At 60.6% G+C, this 26,756-nt stretch carries 27 protein-coding genes and 1 pseudogene; 8 read left to right on the forward strand and 20 right to left on the reverse strand.

The features are described from left to right. Positions 1 to 253: 253 nt before the first annotated feature. Entirely contained in the window at positions 254 to 679 is a 426-nt protein-coding gene (locus tag VFJ08_RS14455; RefSeq protein WP_324997929.1) for a hypothetical protein, read from the forward strand. A gap of 99 nt (positions 680 to 778) precedes the next feature. On the opposite strand, the gene VFJ08_RS14460 is transcribed toward VFJ08_RS14455, so the two are convergent. From VFJ08_RS14460 to VFJ08_RS14475, 4 genes are all read right to left on the reverse strand, one after another. Beyond that, positions 779 to 1,051 carry an ACT domain-containing protein gene (locus VFJ08_RS14460; RefSeq protein WP_324997930.1) on the reverse strand — a complete coding sequence of 91 codons (273 nt, stop codon included), beginning with the start codon at positions 1,049 to 1,051 and terminating at the stop codon, positions 779 to 781. After that, positions 1,048 to 2,778: an acetolactate synthase 2 catalytic subunit gene (gene ilvG, locus VFJ08_RS14465; RefSeq protein ID WP_324997931.1), complete on the reverse strand. Its 1,731-nt coding sequence runs from the start codon at positions 2,776 to 2,778 to the stop codon at positions 1,048 to 1,050. The genes VFJ08_RS14460 and ilvG overlap by 4 nt, the downstream gene beginning before the upstream one ends. A 274-nt stretch (positions 2,779 to 3,052) precedes the next feature. After that, the gene (locus VFJ08_RS14470; protein ID WP_324997932.1) at positions 3,053 to 4,483 is read right to left on the reverse strand and encodes an MATE family efflux transporter; all 1,431 of its coding nucleotides are present in this window, start codon (positions 4,481 to 4,483) and stop codon (positions 3,053 to 3,055) included. Between the two features lie 30 nt (positions 4,484 to 4,513). Then, the gene (locus VFJ08_RS14475) at positions 4,514 to 4,678 is read right to left on the reverse strand and encodes a hypothetical protein (protein WP_324997955.1); all 165 of its coding nucleotides are present in this window, start codon (positions 4,676 to 4,678) and stop codon (positions 4,514 to 4,516) included. On the opposite strand from VFJ08_RS14475, the gene VFJ08_RS14480 reads away from it, so the two are divergent. Beyond that, positions 4,655 to 5,413: a glutathione S-transferase family protein gene (locus VFJ08_RS14480; RefSeq protein ID WP_324997933.1), complete on the forward strand. Its 759-nt coding sequence runs from the start codon at positions 4,655 to 4,657 to the stop codon at positions 5,411 to 5,413. The genes VFJ08_RS14475 and VFJ08_RS14480 overlap by 24 nt on opposite strands. Here VFJ08_RS14480 and VFJ08_RS14485 read toward each other — a convergent pair. Further along, a complete protein-coding gene (locus tag VFJ08_RS14485) occupies positions 5,410 to 6,069 on the reverse strand; it encodes a hydroxypyruvate isomerase family protein (protein WP_324997954.1) in 660 nt (219 codons plus the stop codon). The genes VFJ08_RS14480 and VFJ08_RS14485 overlap by 4 nt on opposite strands. Before the next feature lie 149 nt (positions 6,070 to 6,218). Continuing rightward, positions 6,219 to 6,401, reverse strand: a pseudogene (locus tag VFJ08_RS15810) (hydroxypyruvate isomerase); the annotation flags it as partial. Positions 6,402 to 6,645: 244 nt separating this feature from the next. Here VFJ08_RS15810 and VFJ08_RS14495 point away from each other — a divergent pair. Next, complete coding sequence (locus VFJ08_RS14495; protein ID WP_324997935.1) at positions 6,646 to 8,133, forward strand: MFS transporter; 1,488 nt, start codon at positions 6,646 to 6,648, stop codon at positions 8,131 to 8,133. A 251-nt stretch (positions 8,134 to 8,384) separates the two neighbouring features. Here the strand turns inward: VFJ08_RS14495 and VFJ08_RS14500 are convergent, their stop codons facing one another. Both VFJ08_RS14500 and VFJ08_RS14505 read right to left on the reverse strand, forming a co-directional pair. Further along, positions 8,385 to 10,019, reverse strand: a complete 1,635-nt coding sequence (locus VFJ08_RS14500) for a carboxylesterase/lipase family protein (protein ID WP_324997936.1) — start codon at positions 10,017 to 10,019, stop codon at positions 8,385 to 8,387. A gap of 373 nt (positions 10,020 to 10,392) precedes the next feature. Beyond that, a complete protein-coding gene (locus VFJ08_RS14505; protein ID WP_324997937.1) occupies positions 10,393 to 11,385 on the reverse strand; it encodes a lipid-binding SYLF domain-containing protein in 993 nt (330 codons plus the stop codon). A 641-nt stretch (positions 11,386 to 12,026) separates the two neighbouring features. Here VFJ08_RS14505 and VFJ08_RS14510 point away from each other — a divergent pair. After that, positions 12,027 to 12,746 (forward strand): lipid-binding SYLF domain-containing protein, encoded by a 720-nt coding sequence (locus VFJ08_RS14510; RefSeq protein ID WP_324997938.1) that lies wholly within the window; start codon positions 12,027 to 12,029, stop codon positions 12,744 to 12,746. Positions 12,747 to 12,975: 229 nt separating this feature from the next. Here VFJ08_RS14510 and VFJ08_RS14515 read toward each other — a convergent pair whose 3' ends face one another. Next, positions 12,976 to 14,226, reverse strand: a complete 1,251-nt coding sequence (locus tag VFJ08_RS14515) for a cytochrome P450 (protein WP_324997939.1) — start codon at positions 14,224 to 14,226, stop codon at positions 12,976 to 12,978. Between the two features lie 294 nt (positions 14,227 to 14,520). On the opposite strand from VFJ08_RS14515, the gene VFJ08_RS14520 reads away from it, so the two are divergent. Beyond that, positions 14,521 to 15,258 (forward strand): GPR1/FUN34/YaaH family transporter, encoded by a 738-nt coding sequence (locus VFJ08_RS14520; protein ID WP_324997940.1) that lies wholly within the window; start codon positions 14,521 to 14,523, stop codon positions 15,256 to 15,258. Positions 15,259 to 15,363: 105 nt separating this feature from the next. On the opposite strand, the gene VFJ08_RS14525 is transcribed toward VFJ08_RS14520, so the two are convergent. Continuing rightward, positions 15,364 to 15,798, reverse strand: a complete 435-nt coding sequence (locus VFJ08_RS14525; RefSeq protein ID WP_324997941.1) for an SRPBCC family protein — start codon at positions 15,796 to 15,798, stop codon at positions 15,364 to 15,366. A 401-nt stretch (positions 15,799 to 16,199) separates the two neighbouring features. Here VFJ08_RS14525 and VFJ08_RS14530 point away from each other — a divergent pair, with 401 nt between their 5' ends. Both VFJ08_RS14530 and VFJ08_RS14535 read left to right on the forward strand, forming a co-directional pair. Then, positions 16,200 to 17,009 (forward strand): DUF2914 domain-containing protein, encoded by an 810-nt coding sequence (locus tag VFJ08_RS14530; protein WP_324997942.1) that lies wholly within the window; start codon positions 16,200 to 16,202, stop codon positions 17,007 to 17,009. Between the two features lie 150 nt (positions 17,010 to 17,159). Beyond that, a complete protein-coding gene (locus VFJ08_RS14535) occupies positions 17,160 to 18,242 on the forward strand; it encodes a glycosyltransferase (protein ID WP_324997943.1) in 1,083 nt (360 codons plus the stop codon). On the opposite strand, the gene VFJ08_RS14540 is transcribed toward VFJ08_RS14535, so the two are convergent. The 4 genes from VFJ08_RS14540 to VFJ08_RS14555 all read right to left on the reverse strand — a co-directional run bounded on the left by VFJ08_RS14540 (position 18,225) and on the right by VFJ08_RS14555 (position 22,069). Continuing rightward, positions 18,225 to 19,211 carry a hypothetical protein gene (locus VFJ08_RS14540; protein WP_324997944.1) on the reverse strand — a complete coding sequence of 329 codons (987 nt, stop codon included), beginning with the start codon at positions 19,209 to 19,211 and terminating at the stop codon, positions 18,225 to 18,227. The genes VFJ08_RS14535 and VFJ08_RS14540 overlap by 18 nt on opposite strands. Beyond that, on the reverse strand, positions 19,208 to 20,413 hold the full coding sequence (locus tag VFJ08_RS14545; RefSeq protein ID WP_324997945.1) for a lysophospholipid acyltransferase family protein: 1,206 nt from the start codon (positions 20,411 to 20,413) through the stop codon (positions 19,208 to 19,210). Before VFJ08_RS14545 ends, VFJ08_RS14540 begins: the two co-directional genes overlap by 4 nt. 384 nt (positions 20,414 to 20,797) lie before the next feature. Further along, positions 20,798 to 21,304 carry a hypothetical protein gene (locus VFJ08_RS14550; RefSeq protein WP_324997946.1) on the reverse strand — a complete coding sequence of 169 codons (507 nt, stop codon included), beginning with the start codon at positions 21,302 to 21,304 and terminating at the stop codon, positions 20,798 to 20,800. Positions 21,305 to 21,835: 531 nt separating this feature from the next. Further along, on the reverse strand, positions 21,836 to 22,069 hold the full coding sequence (locus VFJ08_RS14555) for a YrhK family protein (RefSeq protein ID WP_324997947.1): 234 nt from the start codon (positions 22,067 to 22,069) through the stop codon (positions 21,836 to 21,838). Between the two features lie 386 nt (positions 22,070 to 22,455). On the opposite strand from VFJ08_RS14555, the gene VFJ08_RS14560 reads away from it, so the two are divergent. Beyond that, entirely contained in the window at positions 22,456 to 22,827 is a 372-nt protein-coding gene (locus tag VFJ08_RS14560) for a hypothetical protein (protein WP_324997948.1), read from the forward strand. Between the two features lie 914 nt (positions 22,828 to 23,741). On the opposite strand, the gene VFJ08_RS14565 is transcribed toward VFJ08_RS14560, so the two are convergent. The 6 genes from VFJ08_RS14565 to VFJ08_RS14585 form a co-directional block, all read right to left on the reverse strand. After that, the gene (locus VFJ08_RS14565) at positions 23,742 to 24,272 is read right to left on the reverse strand and encodes a phosphate-starvation-inducible PsiE family protein (RefSeq protein WP_324997949.1); all 531 of its coding nucleotides are present in this window, start codon (positions 24,270 to 24,272) and stop codon (positions 23,742 to 23,744) included. Then, complete coding sequence (locus VFJ08_RS14570) at positions 24,259 to 24,567, reverse strand: hypothetical protein (RefSeq protein ID WP_324997950.1); 309 nt, start codon at positions 24,565 to 24,567, stop codon at positions 24,259 to 24,261. The genes VFJ08_RS14565 and VFJ08_RS14570 overlap by 14 nt, the downstream gene beginning before the upstream one ends. A 178-nt stretch (positions 24,568 to 24,745) precedes the next feature. Continuing rightward, entirely contained in the window at positions 24,746 to 24,943 is a 198-nt protein-coding gene (locus VFJ08_RS14575; RefSeq protein ID WP_324997951.1) for a DUF2283 domain-containing protein, read from the reverse strand. A 44-nt stretch (positions 24,944 to 24,987) separates the two neighbouring features. Next, positions 24,988 to 25,212: a type II toxin-antitoxin system MqsA family antitoxin gene (locus VFJ08_RS14580; RefSeq protein ID WP_324997952.1), complete on the reverse strand. Its 225-nt coding sequence runs from the start codon at positions 25,210 to 25,212 to the stop codon at positions 24,988 to 24,990. Continuing rightward, positions 25,209 to 25,496, reverse strand: a complete 288-nt coding sequence (locus VFJ08_RS15815) for a DUF4258 domain-containing protein (RefSeq protein ID WP_349257027.1) — start codon at positions 25,494 to 25,496, stop codon at positions 25,209 to 25,211. The genes VFJ08_RS14580 and VFJ08_RS15815 overlap by 4 nt, the downstream gene beginning before the upstream one ends. A 25-nt stretch (positions 25,497 to 25,521) precedes the next feature. Continuing rightward, a complete protein-coding gene (locus VFJ08_RS14585; protein ID WP_324997953.1) occupies positions 25,522 to 26,721 on the reverse strand; it encodes a ribonucleotide-diphosphate reductase subunit beta in 1,200 nt (399 codons plus the stop codon). Between the last annotated feature and the right edge of the window lie 35 nt (positions 26,722 to 26,756).

A 26,756-nucleotide genomic window follows, 5' to 3' on the forward strand; every position in this document is an offset into this window, starting at 1 on the left:
GCGGACGGCACGCTGGTGGAATACGCGCGCTTGCCGAACGTGCACGAAAACTTCTATGCGATCAGCGTCAAGCGTCACTTCCAGAACCCACTGATCGGTGAACTGCTGGCGCGCGACCCCACTGAATTAATCCGCGATTGACGTAGATGGATTACGCCGGGGTCGCGGCCGATCGCTACCCGTGCTCTACCGGATGGTACCGGGCCTTTTCCCAGAGCTAGCCTGAGAGGTCAATCCGCACCGTCCTTACGCCATGTTTCGGTTTTCATCATTCGGCATTGCGCTCGCCGCAATACTGGCGGCGAGCGCCGGTCCGGCGCTCGCCGCGCCCTCGTTCGATTCACTCGACCACAACCACGACGGCCACATCAAAAAAGAACAGCTCTACGGTCAAATCAAAGACTTCTCGCGCTGGGACAGCAACGACAACGGCATGATCGAGCGCGACGAGCTGGCCCAATCCAAGTACCACGATGCCAAATTCGACGATTGGGACCGCGACGGCGACGGCGAGATCGACTCCAAGGAGTTCTACGACGGCATTTTCAGTAAATACGACTCGGACAAGAACGGCCGCTGGGCACGGCGCGAATACAACGACGCGCGCGACGCCGGCCTGTTCGAGGCCCACGAAAGCCACGCCGACACGGCCTCGAGCCCGGCCGACACAACCAAGTAAACACCGCCCATCGTGCGCGTGGCCGGACTTTGGTTGGATCGCCGGCCCCGCGCACCCGCTGCGGCTTGCCTGCCGCTACCGATACTGTCGAGCGCAGCCTTAACCGCGGTCGGCGATGAAGCACCGGTCCCGCGGCCGCTGCACCGACTGCACCGTATGGATCTTTTCCAGATGGGCGCGCAGCGTTTCAGCCGGTCGCGCGCCGGAAACGGTCAAATCGACGAGCAAACCGTCGCTTGCGCGCTCGGCGCCGACCCGTTCGATCGTAAAGCCACGCCGGCGCACGGCCTGGACCAACCGCTCCAAGGCGGCCGGCTCCAAATCGAGCCGGCAGATAAAACGGTGGCGCTCAACGACAGCGTTGGCGATCATGGGCAGACCTCGGCGGCGGCCGCTGGATTGGAACACGGAGCCGCGTGGAGCATGTCGCGATTGGCGGCCCCCGGCGCGACCATCGGCCAGACGTTATCGGCCCGGTCGATCGCCACCTGCAACAGCGCCGCGCCCGGCGCGTCGAACAGCGCGCGCAGACCGGTTTCCAGCTCGGCGTAACGATCCACGCGGTGGGTCTGGATATCGAAGGCGGCCGCCAGTGCGGCGAAGTCCGGGCCATCGTCCAAATTAATATGGTCCAGATCAATATGGCTTTCGCGATTGGCGTAGAACAGGGCCTGCTGCTGGCGCACCATACCCAGACAGGCGTTGTCGACGATCACGACCTTCACCGGCAGACGATGGCGACGGATCGTGGCCAGTTCCTGCACGTTCATCATGAACGAGCCGTCGCCGGCGACGTTGATCACGGTCCGGTGCGGATGCGCGAACTGCGCGCCGATCGCCGCCGGCAGCCCATAGCCCATCGCGCCCAGGCCGCCGCTGCTCAGGTGATGACGCGGCGCGCCGAAGGCAAAATGCTGCGCCACCCACATCTGATGCTGGCCGACATCGCAGGCCACGATTGCGTCATCCGGCGCGGCCTCCGACAGCGCCCGAATCAAGGCCGGGCCACTGATCGGCACATCCGGGCCAGCCGGCGGCGCCACCGCGAAACCGCCGTGCTGTCGCCATTCACGGCAGCGGCGACGCCAGGCCTCGATCATCAGCGGCGCCTTAGCGACGCATCGTGTCAGCGCCTTCAGCGTGGGCGCCAGATCCGCGCGCACCGCCAGCTCGGCGGGGCGCAGCTTGTGTAATTCGGCCGCATCGATGTCGATGTGCACCAGCCGCGCGTTCGGCGCGAAATCGTCCAGCCGCCCGGTGGCCCGGTCGTCCAGACGCGCACCGACCACCAACAACAGGTCGCAGGCGTCGACCGCGCGATTGGCCGCAAACGACCCGTGCATGCCGAGCATGCCCAGGTCCTCGACGTATCCACGCCCGGCGTTGCCGATGCCGTTGAGACTGTTCACGTGCGGCAAGCCCGAAGCCGCCGCGAAGGCGCGAAACACGGCTTCGGCGCCGGCCCTGGCCACGCCGCCGCCGCTATACAGCACGGGCCGGCGGGCCCGGCGTAGCAGATCGACGATGGCCGCGACTTCGCCGGACGCCGGCGCGCGCACCGGCCGTGCCGATTCGCGTCGCGGCCCGGCCGGCGCCGAGACCGGCGCCTGCAGCACATCTTTCGGGATATCGATCCAGACCGGGCCGGGCCGGCCGCTGGTCGCCAGATCCAGCGCCTCGGCAATCGCCGGGCCGACCTCTTCGGCCCGCGTGATCAGCGCGCTGTGCTTGACGATGTCCAGCGTCATGCCCAGCACATCGACTTCCTGAAACGAATCGGTGCCGATCAGCGCCGACGGCGTCTGGCCGGTGATCACGAGCATCGCGACGGAATCGCGATGGGCGTTGGCGACGCCGGTGATTAGGTTGGTGGCCCCCGGCCCGGAGGTTGCGATGGCCACGCCGACCCGGCCGCTGGCCCGGGCGTAGCCGTCGGCGGCCAGCGCGCAACCCTGTTCGTGACGACACAGCACGTGCGTCACGCCGGCGCTGTCCACGAGCGCGTCGTAGAGCGGCATGATGCAACCGCCGGGATAGCCGAACACGGTATCGATACCGCGGGCTTTAAAAATTTCCATAATCTGCTGTGCTGCGTTCATGATTGGCGTCCTGGCCGATGGGCAAAAAAAACCCCCGGAACCTTGCGGTGCCGGGGGCTCGAAGTGCCTGATTGCGGATGTCGGTCTATGTCATCGCCTCACGCACGCCAAAACCCCCGGTGGGTACAAGTACCACCAGGGCGAGCACGACGCGTACGTTGACGAAATTGAACAGCATGAGTTGTGGCGTAGCCCACATCCGATTTCTATAACGCGATAAGCTATGCCGCGCCCGCGCGGCTGTCAATACCGCGCGGCCGGGCGCGCGTCGCCGTCAGCGTAGCGTGGTCTGCGTCACCTGCCCGGGCCGGTAGGCGGCGGCTTCCCGCTCGGCCGGGTCGGTCTCGATTACGCTGCGTCGCTTCCAACGGCCGCGGGCGAACCAGATCGCGGCAATCGCCGCGGTGAGCGTGTTCTGCACCGGATAGGCGATCCAGATGCCGGTGGCACCGAGGCCGGCGTGCATGGACAGCAACCAGGCGACCGGGAACTGCAGCATCCACAGCGAAACCAGCGCGATCACCATCGCCACGACCGTATTGCCCGAGCCGCGAAACGCGCCGATGATGACCTGCTGGGCGCCGATCAGGCCGTAGCTGAAGGCGGTGATCTTGACGAACAGGCTGCCCTGCGCGATCACCGCCGGCGACTCCGGCACGAACGCCCGCACCAGCGGCGTAGCGAAAACGAAAGCGAGCACCCCGATCGCCGAGAGCACCACGAACGCAATCAGCGTTGACAGCCAGGCCGTGCGCTCGGCGCGATCGATGCTATCCGCGCCGATGTTCTGGCCCACCAGCGCGGAAGTCGCCTGCGACAGTCCGAGCGCCGGAATGATCACGAAGCTCAGCATGCGGGTACCGATGCCGTAGGCGGCCAGCGTATGCGTGCCGAACCCGGCCACCAGAATCGTCATCAACATCAGCCCGAGCGCGCGGGTCGACTGCTCTATAGCCGATGGCGCGCCGAGCTTCAATAGCCGCCACAGGGTGGCGAAATCGGGTACCAGATGGCGCGCGGCCAGCGCGATGCCGTAGCGCCCGGAAAACAGCATCCACAGCCCGATCACGGCGGCGAGCCCTTGGGTGATCACGGTGGCCAACGCCGCCCCGGACACGCCCATCGCCGGCACCGGACCGAGGCCGAGGATGAACAACGGATCGAGCAGGAAATTGAGCGCCACCGTGCCGGTGACGATATAGAGCGGGGTGCGCGCGTCCCCGACGCCGCGCATCAGCGACTGGAAGATCACGTAGGCGAACAGGAACGGCATGCCGGCGAAAGACACGCGCATATAAATGGTCGCCAACGGCAAGACGTCCGATTGCGCGCCGAGAAACCGTACGATCCAGTGCGACGTGATCGCCCCGACGACCGCCAGCACGAGCGATATCGCCAGCACGCCGACCAGCGCCTGCGCGGCGATATGATTCACCCGCGATACATCGCCGCGCCCGGTGTACTGCGAAACCAGAATCGTGCCCGCGATCGCCAGTCCGAGTCCGAGCGAGATCAGAAAGAAGATCACCGGAAAGCTCAGCGACACCGCGGCCACCGCCGCCGCCCCCAGCCGGCCGACCCAGAATGTATCGATCAACTGGTAGGCGGTCTGCAACAGATTGGCGAACACGATCGGCACCGCCAGTGCGATCAGCGCGCGAACAATCGATCCCTGGGTCAGATTGCGGGTGCTGGAAGGGGCCACGGCATAGGGGGCGACATCGAATTAAGCCCGTCATGCTACATCGGCCGGCCGCCCGATGAGATACGCGCTCACGATCGAGCCGGCCCTGCCCGCGTGTTGCAGGGCCGCCAGCTCGACAACCGGCAACGCCTGCGACACGCTGACGGGCATGGATTTCAAGCCGAGGCCCCGATGACGCTCGCTCTCTACGGACACCGGCTTTCCCAGCCTTGCCGCGCAGCGGAGATCCTATTGCGCGAACTCCCCTTGCCGTATGCCTGGCACGAAGTCGATTTCGCGAATGGCGAAACGCGCGAGCCCGAATATGCCCGGCGCATCAATGGCTTCCAAACGGTGCCGGCGCTGCGGGTGACCGCCGACGAGGCCGCGCCCGCCCGGTCGGCGGACGGGCTGCACATCGGCGAAAGCCACGCGATCATGCGCTATCTGTGCCGCACGGCCGATTCGCACGAAGCCGCCGCCTGGTATCCGGGCGATCGCGATGCCGCCCGCGCCGCCCGCATCGATCAATGGCTCGACTGGCATCACGCCAACATACGGCGCTACGACCTGTTCCACGACCTCATGAATCTGCATTTCACGCTGCCGATGCTCAAGCGCGAAATTCAGGCCGACGCACTCAAGCCCCGTCAGGACGGGCTACGACCGGGGTTGAACACGATCGAGTCGCGGTTAAACGGCACATTCGAAGCGCCAACCCTGTGCGGCGACGGTCCGCCGACAATCGCCGATCTCGCCATCGCCTGCGAGCTGTATCAGATCGTCGCCGTCGGCTATCGGTTGGCCGCCTTTCCCGGCATCCAGCGCTGGCTCGACGCGTTGAGCCGCCGGCCGCATTTCGCCGCGGTTTCGGAACAGATCGTCGAGCAAGGGCGTGCCATCCGCGACCGGAACGCGCCGTATTTGAATCTGGACGACGCTTTTGTTTAGGCCTTAACACCACCGGACCGGCCTCGCGGGCCGACGCGCCACGGCGCGAACCAGCCCAGCCCGGCCTGGGTGCTCGTGCGCGGCCTGTACTCACAGCCAACCCAGCCGTCGTAACCGGCGGCATTGAGCTGTTGAAACAACCATGCGTAATTCAGCTCGCCGGTATCGGGTTCGTGGCGCTCGGGCACGCCCGCGATCTGGATATGGCCGATACGATCGCGCCCGGCCAGAAACTGCGTCCAGACGTCGCCACCCATGATTTGCGCGTGATAGAAGTCCATCTGCACGGCGATATTCGGCGCGCCAAGCTCGGCCACGAGGTCGTGTGCGGCACACTGTTCGGTTAGAAAATAATCCGGCATGTCGCGCGTGTTGATCGGCTCGATCATCACCGTAAGTCCGTAATCGGCGAACCGGCGCGCCGCATGGGCCAAATTGGCGAGATATGTTTCGCGCATCGCTTTTCGCCCCGCACCGGCGATTGCGTTACCAGCCATTACATGCACCCGCGGGCAGCCCAGCCGGTCGGCATAAACCAGCGCGGTCTCGATCGACTGTCGAAATCCGGCTTCGCGCCCGGGCAACGCGGCAAGACCCCGCTCACCGGCCGCCCAGTCGTCGGGTGGTGCACTTATTAAGCCGGCATCAAAATAGATAAACGACCATCGGCTTAATAAAGCGGACCGCGCAAGCGGGCCGCCGCGGCGTCAAGCCGCGAAGCCTTGTCAAATCCAGGCCGGACATGCGCCGGCCTGGATTTGGCGAGGCGTTGAAAACAGCCGATCTTTCGACTGTTTTGTTGCCACATTAATAACAGCACCGATCGCAGATCGTGCACGGTCAGCGCCCGCGCGATCTCGTCGGCATCGTACGGGTAGGGAAACAGAAACTCGACACCGGTAAAGCCGGCGCGCGCCGCGCGTTCGAAGCGCGCCATGAAGCCGACTTCATTAAACATCGTGCTGAGGTTGGCAGCAAAACGGGGCATATCGATTCCGTCCTCGAAAATGGCGACACGGGCCCAGGCCGATATCGAGGCCCGATTACCGAGGTTAGCGCGTTATCACCCGCGCCGACCCCATTCGACAATTTTGCGAGCGGAGCAACGGAAGCCGACGGTAGAGGCGGACAAAGTGAATACGCCTAGGTAGTCGCCGGGATATGCCCTGCGATACACCGTCGATACGCTTGAATTATAAATTTGCTCAACCGGCTTTTCGGCGCGAGTTCGTGTGCCGGCCGGCAGCCAATGCGACCGAGCGAGGCCGCCGCTCGCCGTCCACCGACCGATATGCCCCGACCGGCGCCGATCGCCATCCAACTCTTGTAGAACAAAGATCCCCGTCATGAGTTCCACTGCCCCGGAAGCCTCCGAAGAAGACCAAGACGACGGCCTTTCGCTTACCACGTCCGGTATTCGCCGCTCCGTCGCCGCGGCCGCCATGGGCAACGCGATGGAATGGTTCGATTTCGGTGTCTACGGTTATCTCGCCACGACGATAGGCGAGCTTTTCTTCCAAGGCCAAGGCGGCGGCTCGCTGGTCAAATCCTTCGGCGTGTTTGCGATATCGTTTTTGGCGCGCCCGCTGGGTGGCATCTTTTTCGGGCCCTTGGGCGACAAGGTCGGGCGCAGCAAGGTTTTGGTAATCACTATCCTGATGATGGCTGCCGGCACCACAGCCGTCGGCGTCTTGCCAACCTACGACACGATCGGCATATGGGCGCCCATATTGTTGATCGTCACGCGCCTGATCCAGGGCTTTTCCACCGGCGGCGAATACGGCGGGGCGGCGACGTTTATCGTTGAGTCCTCCCCCGATGACACCCGGGGCTTTCTGTCCAGTTTCCTCGAGTTCGGCACGCTGGGCGGTTATACCCTGGGCGCGGGCCTGGTGACCTTGATGACGGTGTTGCTCTCGGACCAGGCGATGCATAGCTGGGGCTGGCGTGTGCCTTTTCTCTGCGCCGCACCGCTGGGTTTGTTCGGGCTCTATCTCCGGCTCAAGCTGGAAGACAGCGCGGCGTTTACTTCCGCGTCGGAAAAAGGCGAGACATCCCGCTCGCCCCTGCGCGAGATCATCACGGAACACTGGGGCCGGATGCTCAAGTGCATCGGCCTAGTGGTTCTTCTGAATGTGGCTTATTACACGGTGCTGACTTACCTGCCGAGCTATTTCGAGAAGAACCTGAATTTTTCCAGCACCCAATCCCTGGAAATGCTGATCGGTGTATACATTGCCATGATGATCGTCATTCCGTTCATCGGCCGGCTGTCCGATAACGTAGGCCGCAAGCCGGTCTTCATGGCCTCCAGCATCGGGTTCTTGCTATTGGCCTATCCCGCGTTCTGGCTTTTTCAGCAGCACAGCCTAGGCTATACCATTATCGGCCTGGCCATTCTGGCTTTTCTGGTCGTGCTTTTATCCGGCACCATACCGTCCATGCTGCCCGCGATCTTCCCGACCCGGATACGCTACGGTGGTTTTGCGATTTCCTATAATATTTCCACGTCGGCGATCGGCGGCACGGCGCCGTTCGTCATTACCGCGCTGATCAGCGCGACCGGCAATCTTTTCATGCCCGCGTTCTATCTAATGCTGGCGGCCGCGGTGGCCCTGCCGACGCTGTTCACGGTTCGGGAAACCGCAGGCAAGCCGCTGGCGGGCTCTTCAGGGCTGCGCAGCTCACAGCCGCGCAAACCGAAGCGCCGCACCAACTGAGCCAGTCTTAGCCCGGCTGCCCCAGTAATTACGGGAGTAATTACGGGGACAATATACTTAATTCGAAAGTGTTCGGCTTTCGCCCGGCCGACGCATACACAAACAAGCAATTAAGCCTTTATCCAAAGATGCACATTCTCCATATTCGGCACGAATCGGTTGCACGCGATTATGCAGCGCCCGCCGGAGGCGATCATCATCTTTGAATTCGTAAACCCCGCGTACCGGTGCTCGTTAAGGCAGCCAAATCGCTACTCTTGAATCGAATCCCAAAAGTCGCAGTGATGCTCTTGCCTAAGCGAGGATAAACTCATCGCTTCAGATTTGGGAATGTTTAACGACATAAACTGGTTTTTAGAAAACAACGGCCATTGCGGTGTCGCGTCTCCATTGGGGTTGCCGTTTCTCGCGAATTGCGTCCAATAATCGATCATGACGGATGACAGCATCTTCTGCGCATCGTTGAGTGACACCTTACGACCTCTCGCGCCATTGAAGCCCTTGAATAAATACTGGATTTCACCGGAGTGATAGGCCCCATAAGGAATCGGCGCTGCATGCTGGTAAACGGGCGCTGTGCGATCGGCAAACTCGTAGTAGTATGTCGGCACCTTCTCTTTCAGCAACTCCGCTTTTCTCAGCGCGGGGCACACGAATACGCTGTCCGTGGCGGGCGCCGCCAAGGCCACATCGGCCCGGGGATAATCCTCGACCGGGTACTGCGCTAGAACCTTCGAGGCCACCGCCCCATACGACTGTTTGATACGCGCCTCGTATTCGGCGTCGTTTACGACCTTACCTGTTCCATACTCTTCCAGACCGATGAAGTTCCTGTACTCGTCCTTATTCGTTCCTATTATCACCGGAACTTGATTAAAGTCGCCCGATTCAAATGCCTGTCGCTGCGTTTTGGTCAGCACGACCCCGTCAAGCGTAAGCGACGCATTGCTTTGCACATATTGGCTGCCTTCGGACTGAATCTCCTCAACCGATAGCGCTCTCAAGCAGGCGACGGTTTGCGATGGCGCGCTGCTCTGACAATTAACGGCCTTTGCAAATGCCTGCCCGCGCTCTTCGGCGGATGCCAATGATTGGGGCGTAGATAACGAGGTGTAGCTGCCGCTTTCCACGATGGCTCGATCAAAAAGACCTTCCGCGGTGGGCGAGATCAAATTGGCCAGAACGCTCAAGCCACCGGCCGATTCGCCAAAGATCGTCACATTATCGGGATCGCCCCCGAATTTGGAAATATTGCTCTTAACCCATTTCAGAGCAAATTGCTGATCCATGATCCCGTAGTTGGCAAATTTGTGGCCTTCGCTATCCAGACCGGGCAGCGCGAGAAAGCCGAAAACATTGGTCCGATAGTTGATGGTGACCACGATTACGTCGCCCTGACGAACTAGTTTGACTGGGTTGTAGTCGTTCGCCGACCCGTCTTTTAAACCGCCACCATGAATCCAAACCATCACCGGCAGTTCTGCTGTTGCGCTTGTATTTTGCGGCGCGAACACATTAAGGAAAAGACAATCCTCGTCCGTACTCGTTGTTCCAAACAGATCTATGGTCTTGCCGGCCGAGCATCGGGCCTCGTATTGCGTCGCCTCCTTTACTTCGGTCCATTCGTCCGGCGCTTGCGGCGGGCGCCATCGCAGATTGCCCACCGGCGGCGCAGCGTAACGAATGCCCAGGAACTCACGCATACCCTGGCTAATCTTGCCTTGAACCGGCCCATTTTCGGTCTGGATTATCTTTGTCTTCTGGACGTCTCCTGTCGAAGAATCCGACAAATCGATATCATCGTCATCGCAGGCGCTCAGGGCAGTCACAACCAGCACAGCCAGTACCGCTAAAGACGCCAGATCAACTACTTTTTTCGGTTGCATAGCCCCCTCCGAGCGATTTGGGCCCGGCGCGGCAGCGTGTCATTCAACGCAGTCTGACGCAAAGCCCACTGGTTATTATATTTAACGGCTACATCGACTTTGCGCGCGATCGCGCCTTAACGCAACCTCCATGTCGGCATTTCGGCGCGCAGGCCTAACTATCCCGTTTTATGCGATAGCTGCGTCTTACCCGTTTGTTGGCAGCCGTTGGCCCAGCCTTGCTCCCGTGTTTCGTCATCAGCTATTAAGTCGGCGACGAAATACGCAAGGCGTGGCGATTTCGTGCCACGGCCCGGCGCTACGCGGCCTACGCCGTACAACGACGCAGGCCGCAGTAAATTACCGGCCGTTCGCGAGGACAGCCACCGACGCGTTATTGGCCCGAGTTCGACTGCGACTGGTTCATTCCCGACTGCGTTTGCGATTGGCCGCCGCCCGACTGCTGTTGCCCGCCGTTCATTTGCGATTGACCGCCGCTCGACTGCTGTTGCCCACCGCTCGTTTGGGATTGACCGCCGTTCGGCTGTTGCTGGCCGCCGTTCGCTTGTGAAGGGTTGGTGCTCGATTGCTGTTGTTGACCGTTGCTCTGCGAAGGATTCGAACCGGACTGTTGCTGCTGTTGTGAATTGCCCTCGGAATTGGAACTCGCAGTGGGAGTGAACTGCTGCAGCGTCTGCTTAAAGGAGGCCAGTGCGGCCGCTGGTTGCATGCTGCCCAGCAATACGCCTCTAGCCGTTGCCGAAGCGCCGTACAGGCTGGCGTTGGCCGAACGGACGAAGCTCAACTTGGTACCGGAGAAATCGATACCGGCATACAGCCCCTTCTGCGACAGCACGTATGCCACGATGGGTGCCGGTACGTGCGTAATCGGGTGATTATAGCCCGACGGGCCGGCGGTCACGGCAATCTGCGAGCCCAGCTTTATATGGGATTGCCACAAGGCGTCGACGCTCTGCCGCGTCTCGAACAGCAGAATGACGCTGCTCTTCTGCGCGCCGGCTTGAAGCCCGATGCTGCCGCTGCTGAGCGAAAATACGGCCGGATTCGCCGATTTGAAACCGCCGGACTCCTGACGACACGTCACGAGCCCCCTGCCATGCTGGCCGCCGACAATGAAACCGGCTTTAACCACCGAAGGAAATACACCGATGCAGCGCGCGTCGGCGATCAACTGGCTTGGAATCCGCTTCGCGTTGGACTGCGACATCTGCCGCTGCAGCACAGTTTGCGCCTTGTCGGCAAGCTTCGCCTGTTGGGCGACCGCGCTCTGGGACGCATTCGAGCCGTGCATACCGCCCATGCTGCTGCACCCGGCGATCGCGACAACGCTTGAAGCAAGCGCGAGATTTTGGATAAGTCGTAACATGGTGTGCTCCTGCATGGCGCCTGGAACCCGAATCCGAACAGGCGCACGGAATGGCAAACACCACCGTTCCGCGTTGCATGCCTAAACACAAGCGGGGAATATACTGAGACCATTCCACCGCGTGTTCTGAAACACCGCGCAACGAACCGGGGCGTGTAGGCCTACGCGTGGATTTAATATGCAGGCGCCTTCCGACTTCTAGTCTCTATCGAACATGCTGTTCCCGAATCCGCCCATCACCCGCTTGGTTACAAACCATCGTTCGGGCCTGATCCGCTGACGCGAAGACGATCGTGCGGCCGATCGCGGCGCCGTGAGTCCAAGAAGCAGTTCATCACCTACGATCGCCTCCTTCGGATTTGCGTGCTGCTGGTGACGTTGATGCATGGCTTCTTGCGGACTGTCACACACCAAGCTATGTGCTTTTCCTTATTTGAATGCTGGTAGACAAGGACGAGGATAAACCAAGGTAGGTTGCATCATCTGCCAAGTGCAAGAGTGTGCTGTTTACCTTTCGTATTTACCGGTCTCCGCATTTATACGAGCTTGAAAATGCTTTATGGCTTAGTAAAAAGCCAATTGCTCCCCGGCTGGTGATATGTGTCATTAACAATGTCGAAACTCGCGAATGAGGAAACGATATGTCTGCTGTCTTACGCAATTTTCTCGCAGCATCGGCCGTGGCTGTTCTAGCCGGCTGCACCACCATGGGCGGCCACGGCGGCGCCCAGAGCCCGACCCAGGCCCAGGCGGATCTGGCTTCGAACTCCGCGTCGTTACTGCAGCAACAAATGTCACGGCCGCCTCAGAAACGCATCCCGCGCGAGCTCATCGCCAGTGCGAAATGTATCGGGGTCTTCCCTTCAATAATTCAAGCCGGGTTCATTGTCGGCGGCCATCACGGCACGGGCTTGATCAGTTGCCGCCAGAGCTCCAGCGGCTGGAGTCAAGCGGCTCCGGCGGTTTACACCATATCCGGGGGTAGTATCGGCCTTCAGGCCGGGGCACAGAAAAGCAGTGTAATCTTGCTTTTCCAGACCGAAAGCGCCGTGAACAGCCTGCTTAGCAACAAAATCAAGCTAGGCACCCAAATCGGGGTTACGGCCGGCCCGCTCGGCTTTAACGCGAATGTCGCCACCAAGCCGTCGCCTATCGTGGCATATATAACGAGCAAGAAGGGGCTGTTCGCCGGTGTTAATTTGAACGGCAATCGGCTGAGCTACAACCAGGACTCCAATGCCGAGGTCTACGGCCCAAGCACGGATCAGAGCTCGTTGCTGCTCAGCAGCCATCCGATTCCACCAGTTATGGAACCGTTTAGCCAAGCGCTGCAAAACTTCACACCGGCATCATCGCAGTAGGCGACTTGGCGTAGAGCGCACAAGCTCAGCCAATGTCTGTTAATACAGGCATTGGCTGTAGCGCCGCGCCAGGGCGGCCACGTATTAAACTAATGTGTTAATAGACCGGCTCGAAGCGAATCGCCCGAACAACCTGTCCGACGCCTCTCAAACCTCCCCAAGTCGCGAGTTGGGCGCTGCAAGCGCGACTCCCTCACGTCTCCTCGGTGCGCCGCCTGTTTTCCCGATCTCAGTCGCGCGCCCTCACCTTGCGCATGCGAAAGCGCTCCCGTGGCGCCGCCGGCATCTCGCGCGGGTCCACGGTCATGTCCTGATAAGGAATTTCATAAGTCATGCCGGTCGTCAGCATGTTCAGGGCCACTTCAATTAGATCGACCGCTACCCCTTCGCCGGGACAACGGTGGCCACGATATAGGTCGCCGCCGCCCTGCGAGATGAAGCTGTAGGCATCGACCTCTTGCTCAGCGAAACGCTGGGGCCGAAACGCCTGCGGCTCGTTCCAGATGCGCGGATCGTGGTTGGTGCCGTAGATATCCAGCAGGACCCATTCGCCCTGCTCGAAACGGTGTCCACGCCACTCGAACGGTTCGCGTACCCGGCCTCCGATACAAGGAAAGAACGGATAGAAACGGCGCACTTCCTGGGCGAAGTGACGGCGTGCGTATTCGTCGCCGGACACGAGATACTTGCGCGCTTCGGGGTGTTCGTACAATGCGAGCGCGCTGCAGGTGATAAATCGGGCGACCGCGACGACCGGGCGTAGCATATTGATCAATTCGACGGCCGCGGTGCTTTGATCGAGCCGTTGGCCTTCCAGATCTTCATGCTGCGCAATGGTGGCGAGCGCGCTGTTTGCCTCCGGGGCCAATTCGCCGCTCCGAACGCGCTCGATGAGGCGTCGCGCCCACCGCTCGGTGCGCCGGCGCAGCCACAAGCCCTTGGCGACTCGCGGCCCGAAAGATGCCGCGCCATCGATCATGGCGCCGAATTCCCGGCTCCGTTCGGTCGCCTCTTCGTCGTCCAACGGCACACCGCTCCAGTTACAGGCGGCGCGGCACAAAACTTCGCGTACGGCGTCAAGCAGTACGATTTCGTCCTCGTTCGCCCAGCGATCGATGCCGCGCCGCCATTCCTGCTCGGCGATCGCTACCAGGCTCTTTCGGCGCGCCGGGGTCACCAGATCCATGAACATCTGCTTGCGATGCCGATGCGGCTCGCCGTCCAGCGTCTGCACGCTGTTCTTGTCCTGCAGCAGTCGCAGGGTGGTCGGCGGCATCGCTCCATTACGGGTAAAGCGCCCCGGCGTATAGAACATACGCGCCGCTTCCGCGCCGGAGACGCAATATACAGTGCTCGATAACAGGCGCGTGGTGAAAACGTCCGATTCATAGCGCGCACAGCGCTCGGGAATGAACGTATACGCCTCGTTTAAAAAAGCCAGCGAATTATCGAGGCCGGGGTCGTGCGGTATTTCCTGCATCGGTAGGAGGGTGGCAGAGGGCTATTGAACCGGCAACAAATCGAGCGGCGTAGATCGGACTCCATGAACCGTCAGCGATCGACCTCGGCGCGCAGCGATTATGTAACGTCATAAATAGCGTGATTGGGCGGCGAGGTCGAGCGTAGCAAAAGCTTGATCGCTACGGGTTTTCACCCATTAATGCGGACACTTCAGAAAAGGCTCTGGACTTGCCGCCGGCACCTATGCGCCACTCTTGTGGGGCCGCTTTTCTCAGGCGATAGTAATAGGGCTTATCGAATGGACTAAAGCGCCATGAGTGAGAAACAGCCGTCGCCCGCCAACGCGAACGATGAGGCGCATCGGGTTCCCGATCGTGGCGCCGCTCACGGCCAGGAATCGATCACCCGCATCATGATCCGGCCGCTGGGCACGCCGCTGCCGTTAGGGTTTGTCGCCTTCGGCATCGGCACGTTCATCTTCAGCACCTTTCAGATCGGGTGGATACCGCTCAGCGAGTCCCAAAGCCTGGCGATCATCATTCTGGCCTTCGTCTTTCCGCTGGAATTCATCCCGGGGCTGATCGCTTTTTTCACCCGCGACACCCCGGGCGCGACAACGTTGACGATACTCGGCGCCTCCTGGCTGGTGTTCGGCCTCAATCTGCTCGTGGGCGTCCCCGGCCAACCCAGCGCGGCGCTGGGTATTTTCGCGCTGACGCTGGCGTTCATATTCATTATCCTCGGCGGCGTGGCGATCATGGGCAAGGGCTTGATTGCGCTGATTCTGGCGATCGCCATGCCGCGCTATCTGCTGGTGGGCCTGTATCAGCTCACCGGAGCGGCGGGCCTACAATATGCGACCGGTATCGTGGGCCTGGTGCTGTCCGCCGTTGCCGCCTACGGGGCGCTGGCGCTGTTGCTCGAAGACGCGACCCAGCGCACCGTGCTGCCGCTGCTGCGCCGGGGCGCTTCGCGTACGTCGCTCGAAGGCGATCTCAACCAGCAGCTCGGCCGCCTACGTCAGGAAGCGGGCGTTCGCAAGCAGCTTTAGAGCCTCCGTCAGCGCCCGTAAACCCCTCGCCTTGGCACGGACGACAAATGTCGGTGCCGAGCATCGTCCCGGCGATCAGCCTCGATATGATCCGTGCCGGCGCTCTCAACCGAGCCGCTGCTTAAGCGCGTCGAAGCCGGCCTGGAAGACGTCATTGACCACGGTATCGACGGTCTCGGACTCCTGATCGGCCGCCACCTCGAACTCGGCGTGCCATTCGCAGAAACTGTAACCGTCGTCGGTGACCGGTACCACGCGCAGCGTGGCCACGTAGTCGGTTATCGGCATTGGCGATTCGAGTATGCGGTAGGTCATGCTGCGGTCGATCTCCGAAAGCGCCAGCAGTTGCTCGCGAATATGACCGCCATCGGTCATATGCATGCTGCGCACGCACCCGATGCTGTCGGCGGCGCGGCCGTCCTCGATCTCGCTGTCGCGAATGGCGGGATGCCAGCCCGGCATGCCGTTGAAATCGCGCACTGTATGCCACACGGCCTCGGTCGGCGCTTTGATGATGCTGCTCACGAATATGCGTCTCATGCCTGGCTCCTGGATGCGATCATCCCTCGTTGTTTCAGCCCAAATTCCATTGGATGAAGCGGCGCGCCTGTTCGGTCGGCGCTGTGTTAGCGAGGGGTTCCATGCTACTCGCCCGTAAAAGCCGTGACAGCTACGGCATTCGCGTAGGATATGATCGGGCGTCCCTTGGGCCGGGACATTAGCCCGCCGTGTCGCCGAGACTTGGCCCGATTGCCGGACAGTTGCCGCTCCGAGGCTCGGCATCAATCGAGGCACACATCGAGGCACACGATGCGGCGCAATATTCGACCGCCGCCGGTTTCGCGCAACGACGAACAGGCCTCGATCACGTTACCCTTGCATTGCACCCGGCGACGTACCCTCTGCAATCATTATGTGCCATCCGACTTGGTGGTGCCTCGATGTCTAAACGCAAACCCCGCAGTTCCCGCTCAGGCTTCATCCGCGCCTATTTCGTGCCCGCCCTCCTCTGGCTGGGCATTCTGGTTGTGGCCTGGGTCAGCGTGAGCGAGCTGTCTGTCGATCGGCCAGCGACAGATCAGGGGCAAAAACCGGCAACGTCGGACCCACAACAACGCCACGAACCGGGCTCGTCGCCCCCGAAACCGGCGGGCCACGACAACGATCGCGAAGCGATTGCACAACGGCCGGCGCCGCAATCGCAGATATCGGCGTCCGCCAAGCAAGATAAATCAACGCCGCAAACCGACACGACATCTTCCGTCGCGCCCCGGCAAAAGCGCGCGGCCGGGCCTGTGGCCGAGTCCGACGCCAATGACACACAGCCGCGACATGAACCCGCCACCGCTCGAACAAGCGACGCCCAAAACCCGGCCCAGCCATCGGGATCCGGCCCGTCGGCGAGCCCGGAAAGCTCGGGGCATGTGGCACGGGCGCAACTGACGACCGGTATCGAGAACAAAGAGCCTGTCGATCGCATCACCGGGGCGTTCCACAGCAGACACCAACCGCGTCGGTATTTATATTACTTCACCGAAGTCAAGGGCCTGAGCGGCGAAACGGTGACACACCGCTGGTGGCACGAGGGGCTACTCATGTCGAAGGTCACGCTACCGATCGGCAGCAATTCCTGGCGCACATATTCCGCCCAAAAACTCACACCGAGCATGACCGGCGCGTGGCAGGTCGTTGCAACCGACAGCCAGGGCCACATTCTCAGCAGCACGCGCTTTGTCTATGAAACGCCGTAATATCAAATCGAGCGCCTGCCGCGGATCGGCCATGAAAACCCGATCGTCCACCTTGCCCGTATCGCCGTGCCTAGCGATCGTCCGAGCTTGATTTGTCCCGCCGGGCTACTCATTGTGTAGCGCTCGTTTCAACTCCCCAGGAAATCGAAAGTGCGATCCAGGCGTGTATTGTTTGCCGTGCATGACTGGGGGCTTGGGCACGCCACACGCTGTTTGGTTCTGATCCGGGCCTTAGTCGAACGCGGCGATGAGGTCACCGTCTTGATGGCGCCCAGCCCCGGCCTACAGTTGCTCAAGGCCGAGCTGGGCCAGCAGTGTACATTTTATCCTTACCCGGATATCCCCAAGCCGCTCGGCCGCTCTCCGCCGATGTTCTATGCCGCCATGACCGGGGCGCTGCCGCTGATATGGGCGCGTTTCAAACGTGAGCATCGGCTGACCGAGCGCCTGGTCCGCAAGCATCGATTCGAGCGGGTGATCACGGATTCCCGGCTGGGCGTTTGGTCGCGAACGGCGCCGAGCTACTGCATTTTCCATTCGCTGCGCCAGATCGTGCCGGGGCGTTCGCCGGCGATCGAGCGGCTGGTGGAGCGCGGCCAACGCCGGTTGCTTAAACCGTACCGCAAGGTGCTGATTCCGGACTTCGCCGAAAACGGCGGGCTTTCGGGCGACCTAGGGCACGATCCGCAGCTTGACTGGGGCGCGGGCCGTCTTGTCTACATCGGGCCGTTGTCGGGAGTGCGGCGGCAAAACGTACCCGAGGATATCGATTACTTTTTCTCACTATCGGGGCTCGAGCCGCAGCGCAGCCTGCTCGAGCAGCGGGTGCAGGCGGCCTTGCCGCGGTTGTCGGGGCGTATCGTGGTCGCCCGCGGCCGTCTGGACGCGGCCGGCGACCAGGAGCAAAAAGGCAACGCCACGATCTACGGCTATCTCGACCGGCACGCTCAGGCCGAAATGCTCAACCGCGCGCGTCTGGTCTTTACCCGTTCGGGTTACACCACGCTGATGGAGTTGGCCGAGCTCGGCAAGCGCGCGTTGCTGGTGCCCACGCCCGGCCAGAGCGAACAGGAATATCTCGCCCAATTTCATCACGAGCGCGGCCATGCCTGGAGCACGACCCAGCGTCGTCTGGATATCGTGCGGGATCTGGCGCGCGCGCAGGGCACGACCGGCATTCCGCAACATGCTACCGCCGATTCAGTCCAGCGGTTTCTAGACGCGATCAGTTGAGGCGGCGCTCCGCGGGCGCCGCAGCGAGCGCCAGAGTACGACCACGACCGGAAGATTGATCAGCCATATTGCCCCGGTCCAGACCAGCCGAAACGCCAGCATCAGCGCCAAGCCGTCGGTCAAGCCGTACCCGAACGCCTGGGCGGCCCCCATGCCGAGCACTTCCACCGTGCCGATCTGGGAAAGCGCGCCGCCGCCCAAAAGCACGACCGCCAAGGAAAAGGCGTAGATGCTGGCCGCGGTTCGATAGTCCAGCCCGGTCAGGCCCACCGCCTGGCCTACCGAGGTGAAGGCCCACGCCAGCGCGCCCAGGTAGGCGGCAGCCATGAAGATGTTGAGTCCGAGCATGCACGGGCGGGCCAGCTGTTTGCAGCCGGCCAGCAGGTCCGACAGGCTGCTTAGCATGCGCCGCACTCTACGATAGCGCGGGCCCGGACAATAACGCGTCAAAGAACCTTGCAACGCCAGCGCAACCGGCACAAACAGCACCACACCGAGCGCCACCACCGCCGCGACCGGCCGCAGTGGCGGCCAATGCGGAATCCCCGCCACGGCGAGCCAAACGAGCACGACCAGTGTTTCCGTGAGCAGCATCACGAGCGTGGCGGCCGAACTGTGGCCAAAGCGCGTGTCCGTTCCGGTCACGGTGAGCAGCCAGTTCTGGGCAAAGACGCCGAACGGCAGCGTGAGCGTCAATTCCCCCACCGCGAACGCGGCCAGTAGGCGCCGCCGGTCGGGATGCAGGCCCAGATTGGCGAGCAGCAGATAGAATTGGCCCAGCTTCAATAAGCAATAAACCAGCGCAAGCGCTAGAACAAAGACCAAGACCGAGGTCGGAATCAGGCCCACCCGGCCCAGCACGCGGCTCAAGTCGCCAAGGCTCAAAGCGACGGCCAGCAGCGCGCCGGCGAGAACAAACGGCAGGATCAGCTGCGGCCGGACGCGGATTCGTAAGCGGCCTAGCGTCACGGCTGGATTCGGCCCGCCAATTCCGGCATCAAGGACAGCGCTTCGCCAAAGCCCGTATCCAACTGGGTGACGACGCGGATCGGCGCATCATACATGCTCGCTTTCGCATCGGACCACCATACATTCATCCAGCACCCGCCTTCGCGCCGCAGCAACCGGTGGCGCGCCGCCCAGGCCAACCGGACATGCACGAGCTTGGCCGCGTCGACCCGGGCGAGCACCGGATCCAAAGGCAGGCCGGCCTCGCGGAGTGCCTGGACGGCGCGCTCGAACCAAGCCGCGCACATCGTGCTCGTGAATGTTTCCGGGCCCGCGGCGAGAAAACGCGCGACCAGATGGCTCGGCGTAATCGTGTAAAGCGACAGCAAAGCGCGGCGCAGCGTCGCGTTGAAGGCGCGCGTATCGCCCGGCTCGAGCCCGGTGAGGGCCGTGCCGACCCGCACCACGGCGCGCAGACGGCCACGGCGCATCGGGTCGTAGCTTAATGCCAAGGGCTGAATCGTCGGCGGCCGCTGGGTGAGCATGTACAAACGCGCCGCCCCCTGACGGATACGGCTCATCCCGCCGGTTTCGGAAATCGTGCCCTCCGGGGCCAAGTAGACCAAATGGCCCGCTTTCAGCAGCTCCGCCAATACCCGAAGCTGGTCATCGACGGTGGCGCGAAATGAAGGCTTTAGACGTTGTACCGCAGCCAAACGGAGCCGGCGCAGGCCCCATATCTCGCCGCGCATCGCACCCAGGCGAGGCGAACGCTCCAGCGCCGAGAGCGTGGACGGCACGCGTCCGCAGCACGCCTCCATACGGCGTAGCGTATCGGGGCGCAGAACCCGCTCGGGCGGCTGATCGCCCAAACCGGCCGCACGCAGCGCCGTCAGCGCATGATCCAGGGTAAATTCACGCACGCGGCGTATGGGCCGTGCACGCAGCATCCGCAGGAGTCGGCGCAGCGGCACCAGACCGACGAGCGTGGGCAGCGGCGGCGGCCAGGCCGCGGCTTTGAGAAAGTCACGCAGGAAGCGGGGGCCGAAAATATCATCGCGCGTGGCGAAAAACGGCAGCGGAAAGCGGAACCGCAAACCTTTACGCCGGCAGAGAACGCTGGACAGAATGGGAATGTCCGAATTGCGCAGATGATTGGATACGATCAGGGAGCCGCGCTCGATCTCGAAATCGGGCGGCAGAATCGCTTCTTTTTTATACATCAGCCGTATGACCAGCTCAAAGCCACATTGAGCCAACCAAGTACGACGCGGATGCGGGTCATGGCCGGCGTCGGGCAACCAGCTAAATGGCACGCAACAATTCCAGAATAGTTCCAAAGCAATGAAATTACCTAGAACGGGGGGTCGGGCGCAAGATAGTATTAGTGCTTACGTCCGGCTTTTGAGCGCCCGCGCGCCCCGTTTCAGCAACGCGCTCGGGCTTTTCTTCAAGCCTTCCATCGGATGCGATTTAATCGTGTCCGATTTAATCGTGTCTGACCCCTTTTCCTCATGTTCTGGCTGACCCGGCGATTCTCAGGCGATGAGAGCCCAGCGCCATGCCGTGAGACGGCTCCGGAAAGCCGTTTCACGGCATTATTTTAGTTACTGGCTCTCGGTTTTGGGGTTGGTGTCGATGCTGGTGGCTACAATGTAAGGCTCTTGGCCCCACTGATTGAACAAATTGTCCTGGAGGTCGACGCCGACTTCGTCTTCGACGGTCGTCAGGTCGAAGGCCGTGTGCACCGTACCGGTGACCTTGGCGGTGCTGCCTTGCGCCAAGTTTTTCTCCTCGTTGGCACTGACTATCAGTAGTGGCTCGACATCGCCGCCGGCCATGGTGAACGCGTGCTTGGAGACGACCTTCCCCACGTCGGCAGACACGCTTACCTGTTTCCCCTCGTAGGAATCGAGGTTGCCGTAGAAGCCTGAGTTATAAGAGCCTGCGTAAGCATAAGACGAGCCAGCATCCTCATTTTGAATATCTTGAACACTGGCGTCTTTTTCTCCGCCGGTGGTCGAGTCGCAGGCAGCAAGTCCCAGCGCAGCAGCTAAGGCGAAGATCCCGGCGGCAGTAGGTTTGACGTGTCTTTTGGGTAACTTGAATAACATTTCTGTTCCAATTGATTAATGGCAATATTGGGAGCCGTACAATAAAGACATTTAGACCTTCTGTACGAAATCTTATATTATCAAACAGAAAATTATAAAAATATACCTAAGAAACCTCTTTCATAGTCGGGATTACCCTAGGAAAATAAAGCATCGGATGGCTGCCTGAGGCGCTGGTTAGCTTCCACGCTTTGGCATGGTGTCCTTAAAGTTCAGCGGCCTTCATCAACCGTCATGCCTGCTGACAGGAGACAGTGCGTAGCCGAGAGTAGCCAACGATGCGTCCAGTGTTGCATCCGCCTCCCTCACATCGCACTTTTTAATACTCCGCGCAACCTCCACAATCGGGCGCTGCTCAGCGCGCACGAAAGCGACCGCGCTTGCCTTGTATTTCTTCGTAAAACGACGGCGTGTCGAACCCATCCAACTGCCGTGTGGTTCGGTGGGCGGCTAATCCCGCGTCTACCACCCCGGAGCAGCCCGGCCATTAGCTGGCATTTAGCCAGCCCCGGCCACCACTGGGAACTGAAGTCAGAGGTTGAGCTTATGGCTTTCATATTTGACTAGGAATGACCCGAGATTGCCTACCAGCATCCCGAAAGAGCCAAGGATGAACAGCCACACTCCGACGATCTGGAGCGGGTCCTGGTAGAGAAAAAAGATGCTTCCTACGAAAAACGTGAGCCCGCCGAGCAGCCCGATCCCTTGGTGCACCCATTCGAAGTCGGTAGCAAGTCGGCGAAAGCGTTCGGTGTTCATGGCCATGATCGATCCGTTCCATATGTATGTGTCAGCGGACAAAAACAACTGACCCACTTGGCGGCCAAATACGACTTTTTCAGCATGAAGCAAAAAACGAAATGCAACCATAGCCGGCGAGCGGCAGCCACCTTTCGCGCAACCGAAGGGTCGGCCGTCCCGACGCCCAGTATGAGAGCTTGCAGCGAAAAGTTATTGCGCTCGGGCCGTGCAACCGCCCATTAAAAACGCCTTTAGGCCGACTGGCGCAGGCTCGGGCACTCGGCGCCCGCTGGCATGGTTTGGCCAGCAATAGCGGGATATCCTGATATTACCGAGCAATGGCCTGTATAGCCAGGGCGCGAGCCGTCGATCAGCATGTGCTCTCCTGCCAATAAAAGAGGAAACGCCTTATGCAACGTCATTTTCTGATCGCCCTGACCGCAGCCATGCTGACCTGCGCCGGCGGCACCGCCGTGGCCGCCGACAATTCGGGCAACAACAGCAGCTCCGACAGCGGCAACTCTATCAACAAAACCTACACGTCCATGGATGCCAACCAAGACGGCAAGGTGGACCAGAGCGAGTTCACGAACTACTACGACAATTCGGGCCTCTTCGACACCTGGGACGCCGACGGCGATGGTTACATCGACAACGACGAGTTCGGCGATGGCCTGTATGGCTACTACGACGACAACGGCGACGGCTACATCGACGACGCCGAATGGCAAAACGGCGTTATGGTGGACGATCGCGGCGACAATGGCTTCTGGGACATGTAGCGTCTTGACACATTGAACCCGCCGTTATGCAAAAGACGCCCCGCGCGGTGCGACCGCTCGGGGCGTCGTCGCAAGCATGCTCGGGGTCAGGTCTCATGCTCGGGGTCAGGTCTTGCATTGCCACAAATCGCCGTCCGCTCAAGCCGCAATCCTCTCGTGGTGCTCAGGGTCACGATATACAAAGGGTCATGCTCGGATAGCAGTCGGGGGCAGGTCTTGCATCACGACACACTTCCACGCTTTTCCTGTCCGCGTATCGCACGACTGACCGTCGCATAGTGAACGCGGAAATATTCTCCGATCTGCTTCACATATAACCGGCGATCGCGTCTCGACGAGACTTGGCGAATTGCTCAAGCCGCTACGTATTCCGACGAAACCGGCCACCGATTCCGATTCATGTCGGCCGGTGATTCCGAGGAATGCCGGCTACCCTGTCAGCGGTGTCACCGTGGTGGATTATTACGGCGATTGCGTGGTCTAAGTCAAGCGCTCGGCGGCGCGTGCAGTCACGTAATACAGCCCGCCAGCCAGTTCAAGTCGTAGCAGTCGTGCCCTGAGATAAAGCTCAGCAGGAAAACGTCGCAATGCAAGACCTGACCCCTGAACACTATGACCCCTGAACACTCAATTTCTTTTCCCGCTGAGCCAAACACGTCGGTTCCGTCCGCAAACTTTCGAGCCTCGATCACACCGCCTACTCACTCGCTGTGTACGTACGCTTCGCAGTCCGGATCGCTCCCAAACCACGCAACATGCACTACCCGGTCGGTGGCCACCGTTACCGGGGCGGGCCTACACCCGTTGGATTCCATCGAAGATTTCCGTTCTGTGTGCTACTGCACTTTCCTCTCCTCCAGGCTTGGCCTGGCGCAATGACCCCTTTTCCCGTTTTCGCTATGACTTACTACTGTTCAGGCATCGTCCACCGAGTCGATATCTTTTGAATCGCTGCGGATATGTCGATTCTTGCGGCCTTCGTAGATGGTGCTCTTACGTAATAGCCATAGCGATACCGCGATGACGAGAATCAGGACCGACAGCGCACCGAGTTCGATGACGAACTCTCGAAAAGGGATTTGCTCACCGCCGCCAGTATCCGAGAATTCAGCCGTCAGTACGAAAACACGTCGTATCGCGGCGATCAGGCCGATGAACAGGAAAGGCTCCAGTACAATCGTTCCGGCGCTAAACGAGACCTTGACCGTGTACAGCAGTTCGGCGATCAGCAGCACAAGAAGCAGACGGCCGAGAAGAGCGACGACACGCGAGTCGAGTTGAGTGAAGGCAATTTCAGCGAAAAAATCGACCGTGCTTGACACCAAAAGCATCACAGCAGCAACCGCGAGCAGGGCGCCCAGCGCCATGTAGATCATAGCTTCGACAAACGTAAAGCTGCGATCGATCCAGCGAAAGGTATGCCCGGTTGGCTTATGTGAGGGCATAGTCGATCCAAACGCCCCGATGCGGAGCCGGCGACATCAATCTAGTACGTTTATGCGTATAAAGGGGCTGATCAAACGCGCGAAAACAATAAAACCAACGGGGCCTTGCGGCGTAAAACCAGCGGGTCAGGTCTTGCGACGCGCATAAAAGTCGATAGAACCTGCCGCGTTCGCCGTGGCTCCAGTCCGTCACCTCGGCTATATCCGAGGTATCGATATCGTCGTCCGATATGGCAGCCAACCGGCTTAGTTCTTGATCGCTGGGATCAGGCTTGTTGGTATTGCTTTTGCTCATGGCGTGTAGCGCGTCGCGCTGAGATGACGCGGATGACTTCATCATCTTGCCCCTCGCGCACGGTATGGGCAACCAGGACGAGCGCAACGCCCGGAAAGGGGTCAGACACGAATAAAGCTTCTTCTTCGGGAACAAATATTTGACTCCAAGTCTCGCATCGCAACACTACGTCGCTCAATCATGTCGCGATTCCTTCGATAGTCAGCTGATTAACGTCTATACGCGTGCCTGCCTGTTCGAACGTCAACGCGCACACGCCCCCGGCTGCATCGACCTCCAACAGCGTGTTTTCGTCCAGATCTCGAGACTCCGCGATATCGCCTTCGCGGAACTCGATATACAAAGTGCCGGTGTCGGAAAAATACTGCATTTTCATGGTTTGAACCGCGATTAAAAACCGCGTTATGGATCGTTTCGCCATCAGGCAGCAAATCTGACCACCTCAACCTCGGCACCCTGGCGTACGGCAGCGTCTGCCGTTTCAAATGTTTTGTTGGCGATTTGTTCCGACAAGTAATACTCACCACAGTTATCACAGACGTCGGCCGGCACATTTTTGAGCACGATCGTTGCCTCATTTCTTTGTAGCACGACCGTGGTGTATCCCGGCTTGAGTTGGCCGGTTTTGCAGATAACGCAATTCATGGCACTAGCCTCCGCGTGAACGTTTCATCCCAAAGCGCCGGATCCGGCTCGTAGGCAGTAACGACGATACAAGTACCCGCTTGCTCGTCCTTGGCTACGACAACGTGAACAGGACGGCCTTCTATATAGGACAACAATAACCGACTCGGATGTGGCCTGTCGCTGGCATAGTCCGCGACGACCTCACCGTCACGGATTACGGCTCTCACATGTGCCGGCGTTAGGCTGCGCTCGAACATGCGAGCAATCGCGTGCCGAGAGAAAATCGTGTCGCCGCACTCCATCAAGTCGATCCGCTAGCCCGGGCAATCAGTCCCAACTCAAAGCGCCACCCGACTGATACTCAATAACCCTTGTCTCAAAGAAGTTCTTCTCCTTCTTAAGATCCATCATCTCGCTCATCCAGGGGAACGGATTCTCGGCCCCCGGATACAACTCGGCCAGCCCGATCTGAGAGCACCGCCGATTGGCGATGAATTTCATGTACTCGTCGAACATGCTGGCATTCAAGCCAAGCACGCCGCGGGGCATGGTGTCGTGGGCGTATTCGATCTCGAGGTGCATGGCTTCGTCGATCATCGAGCGGACTTCGGCCTGGAACTCGCCGGTCCAGAGGTGCGGGTTTTCGATCTTGATCTGGTTGATGACGTCGATGCCGAAGTTCAGGTGCATGGACTCGTCGCGCATGATGTACTGCATCTGCTCGGCGGTGCCGGTCATCTTGTTGCGGCGGCCGAAGCTCAGGTACTGCACGAAGCCGGCATAGAACCAGATGCCTTCGAAGATGACGTAGAAGGCGATCAGGTCACGCAGGAAGGTTTGGTCGGCCTCGAACGTGCCGGTCTGGAAATTCGGGTCGTTGAGGCTCTGGGTGTATTGCATGGCCCAGGCGGCCTTGTTGTGCACGCTGGGCAGCTCGCGGTACATGTTGAAGATCTCGCCCTCGTCGAGGTTGAGGCTCTCCACGATGTACTGGAAGGTATGGCCGTGCACGGCTTCCTCGAAGGCCTGACGCAACAGGTACTGGCGGCATTCGGGGTTGGTGAGGTGCTTGTAGACGCCGAGCACGATGTTGTTGGCGACCAGCGATTCGGAGGACGCGAAGAAGCCGAAGCCGCGCTTGAGGATCGTGCGTTCGTCCTCGGTGAGCGCATTCGGATCGTTCCACATGGCGATGTCGGCGGACATGTTCACTTCCTGCGGCATCCAGTGGTTGGCGCAGGCGTTCAGATACTTTTCCCAGGCCCAGGTGTACTTGAACGGCACGAGTTGGTTGACGTCGGCGCGGCAGTTGATGATGCGCTTTTCGTCCACCGAGACGCGGTCGGCGCCCAGCTCCACCTGTTCCAGGCCGGTGACGGATTCTTCCGCGCCGGCGGGCTGGGCGGTTTCGGCCGGCTTGTCCAGCGCGAACGGGTCCGGAATCGCGCCGGCCGGATTCGGATTGCTGGTGGTCGCGCGATCCCGGTCGGGGATGCCCTGGCGCGGGGTGTCTTCGAAGTCGAGCATGGCGTGTTCCTTTGCTGTGCTTCGTTAAAAAGCGT

Source organism: Salinisphaera sp. (genome assembly GCF_035690525.1).
In the GTDB taxonomy this organism is placed as follows: domain Bacteria; phylum Pseudomonadota; class Gammaproteobacteria; order Nevskiales; family Salinisphaeraceae; genus Salinisphaera.

What these genes read in the sequence shown, in the direction of transcription:
- VFJ08_RS14455 (WP_324997929.1), top strand. Translation starts at nt 254, where the DNA reads ATGTTTCGGTTTTCATCATTCGGCATTGCGCTCGCCGCAATACTGGCG.
- VFJ08_RS14460 (WP_324997930.1), bottom strand. Translation starts at nt 1,051, where the DNA reads ATGATCGCCAACGCTGTCGTTGAGCGCCACCGTTTTATCTGCCGGCTC.
- ilvG (WP_324997931.1), bottom strand. Translation starts at nt 2,778, where the DNA reads ATGAACGCAGCACAGCAGATTATGGAAATTTTTAAAGCCCGCGGTATC.
- VFJ08_RS14480 (WP_324997933.1), top strand. Translation starts at nt 4,655, where the DNA reads ATGACGCTCGCTCTCTACGGACACCGGCTTTCCCAGCCTTGCCGCGCA.
- VFJ08_RS14500 (WP_324997936.1), bottom strand. Translation starts at nt 10,019, where the DNA reads ATGCAACCGAAAAAAGTAGTTGATCTGGCGTCTTTAGCGGTACTGGCT.
- VFJ08_RS14505 (WP_324997937.1), bottom strand. Translation starts at nt 11,385, where the DNA reads ATGTTACGACTTATCCAAAATCTCGCGCTTGCTTCAAGCGTTGTCGCG.
- VFJ08_RS14510 (WP_324997938.1), top strand. Translation starts at nt 12,027, where the DNA reads ATGTCTGCTGTCTTACGCAATTTTCTCGCAGCATCGGCCGTGGCTGTT.
- VFJ08_RS14515 (WP_324997939.1), bottom strand. Translation starts at nt 14,226, where the DNA reads ATGCAGGAAATACCGCACGACCCCGGCCTCGATAATTCGCTGGCTTTT.
- VFJ08_RS14520 (WP_324997940.1), top strand. Translation starts at nt 14,521, where the DNA reads ATGAGTGAGAAACAGCCGTCGCCCGCCAACGCGAACGATGAGGCGCAT.
- VFJ08_RS14525 (WP_324997941.1), bottom strand. Translation starts at nt 15,798, where the DNA reads ATGAGACGCATATTCGTGAGCAGCATCATCAAAGCGCCGACCGAGGCC.
- VFJ08_RS14530 (WP_324997942.1), top strand. Translation starts at nt 16,200, where the DNA reads ATGTCTAAACGCAAACCCCGCAGTTCCCGCTCAGGCTTCATCCGCGCC.
- VFJ08_RS14545 (WP_324997945.1), bottom strand. Translation starts at nt 20,413, where the DNA reads ATGTATAAAAAAGAAGCGATTCTGCCGCCCGATTTCGAGATCGAGCGC.
- VFJ08_RS14550 (WP_324997946.1), bottom strand. Translation starts at nt 21,304, where the DNA reads ATGTTATTCAAGTTACCCAAAAGACACGTCAAACCTACTGCCGCCGGG.
- VFJ08_RS14555 (WP_324997947.1), bottom strand. Translation starts at nt 22,069, where the DNA reads ATGGCCATGAACACCGAACGCTTTCGCCGACTTGCTACCGACTTCGAA.
- VFJ08_RS14560 (WP_324997948.1), top strand. Translation starts at nt 22,456, where the DNA reads ATGCAACGTCATTTTCTGATCGCCCTGACCGCAGCCATGCTGACCTGC.
- VFJ08_RS14565 (WP_324997949.1), bottom strand. Translation starts at nt 24,272, where the DNA reads ATGCCCTCACATAAGCCAACCGGGCATACCTTTCGCTGGATCGATCGC.
- VFJ08_RS14570 (WP_324997950.1), bottom strand. Translation starts at nt 24,567, where the DNA reads ATGAGCAAAAGCAATACCAACAAGCCTGATCCCAGCGATCAAGAACTA.
- VFJ08_RS14575 (WP_324997951.1), bottom strand. Translation starts at nt 24,943, where the DNA reads ATGAAAATGCAGTATTTTTCCGACACCGGCACTTTGTATATCGAGTTC.
- VFJ08_RS14580 (WP_324997952.1), bottom strand. Translation starts at nt 25,212, where the DNA reads ATGAATTGCGTTATCTGCAAAACCGGCCAACTCAAGCCGGGATACACC.
- VFJ08_RS15815 (WP_349257027.1), bottom strand. Translation starts at nt 25,496, where the DNA reads ATGGAGTGCGGCGACACGATTTTCTCTCGGCACGCGATTGCTCGCATG.
- VFJ08_RS14585 (WP_324997953.1), bottom strand. Translation starts at nt 26,721, where the DNA reads ATGCTCGACTTCGAAGACACCCCGCGCCAGGGCATCCCCGACCGGGAT.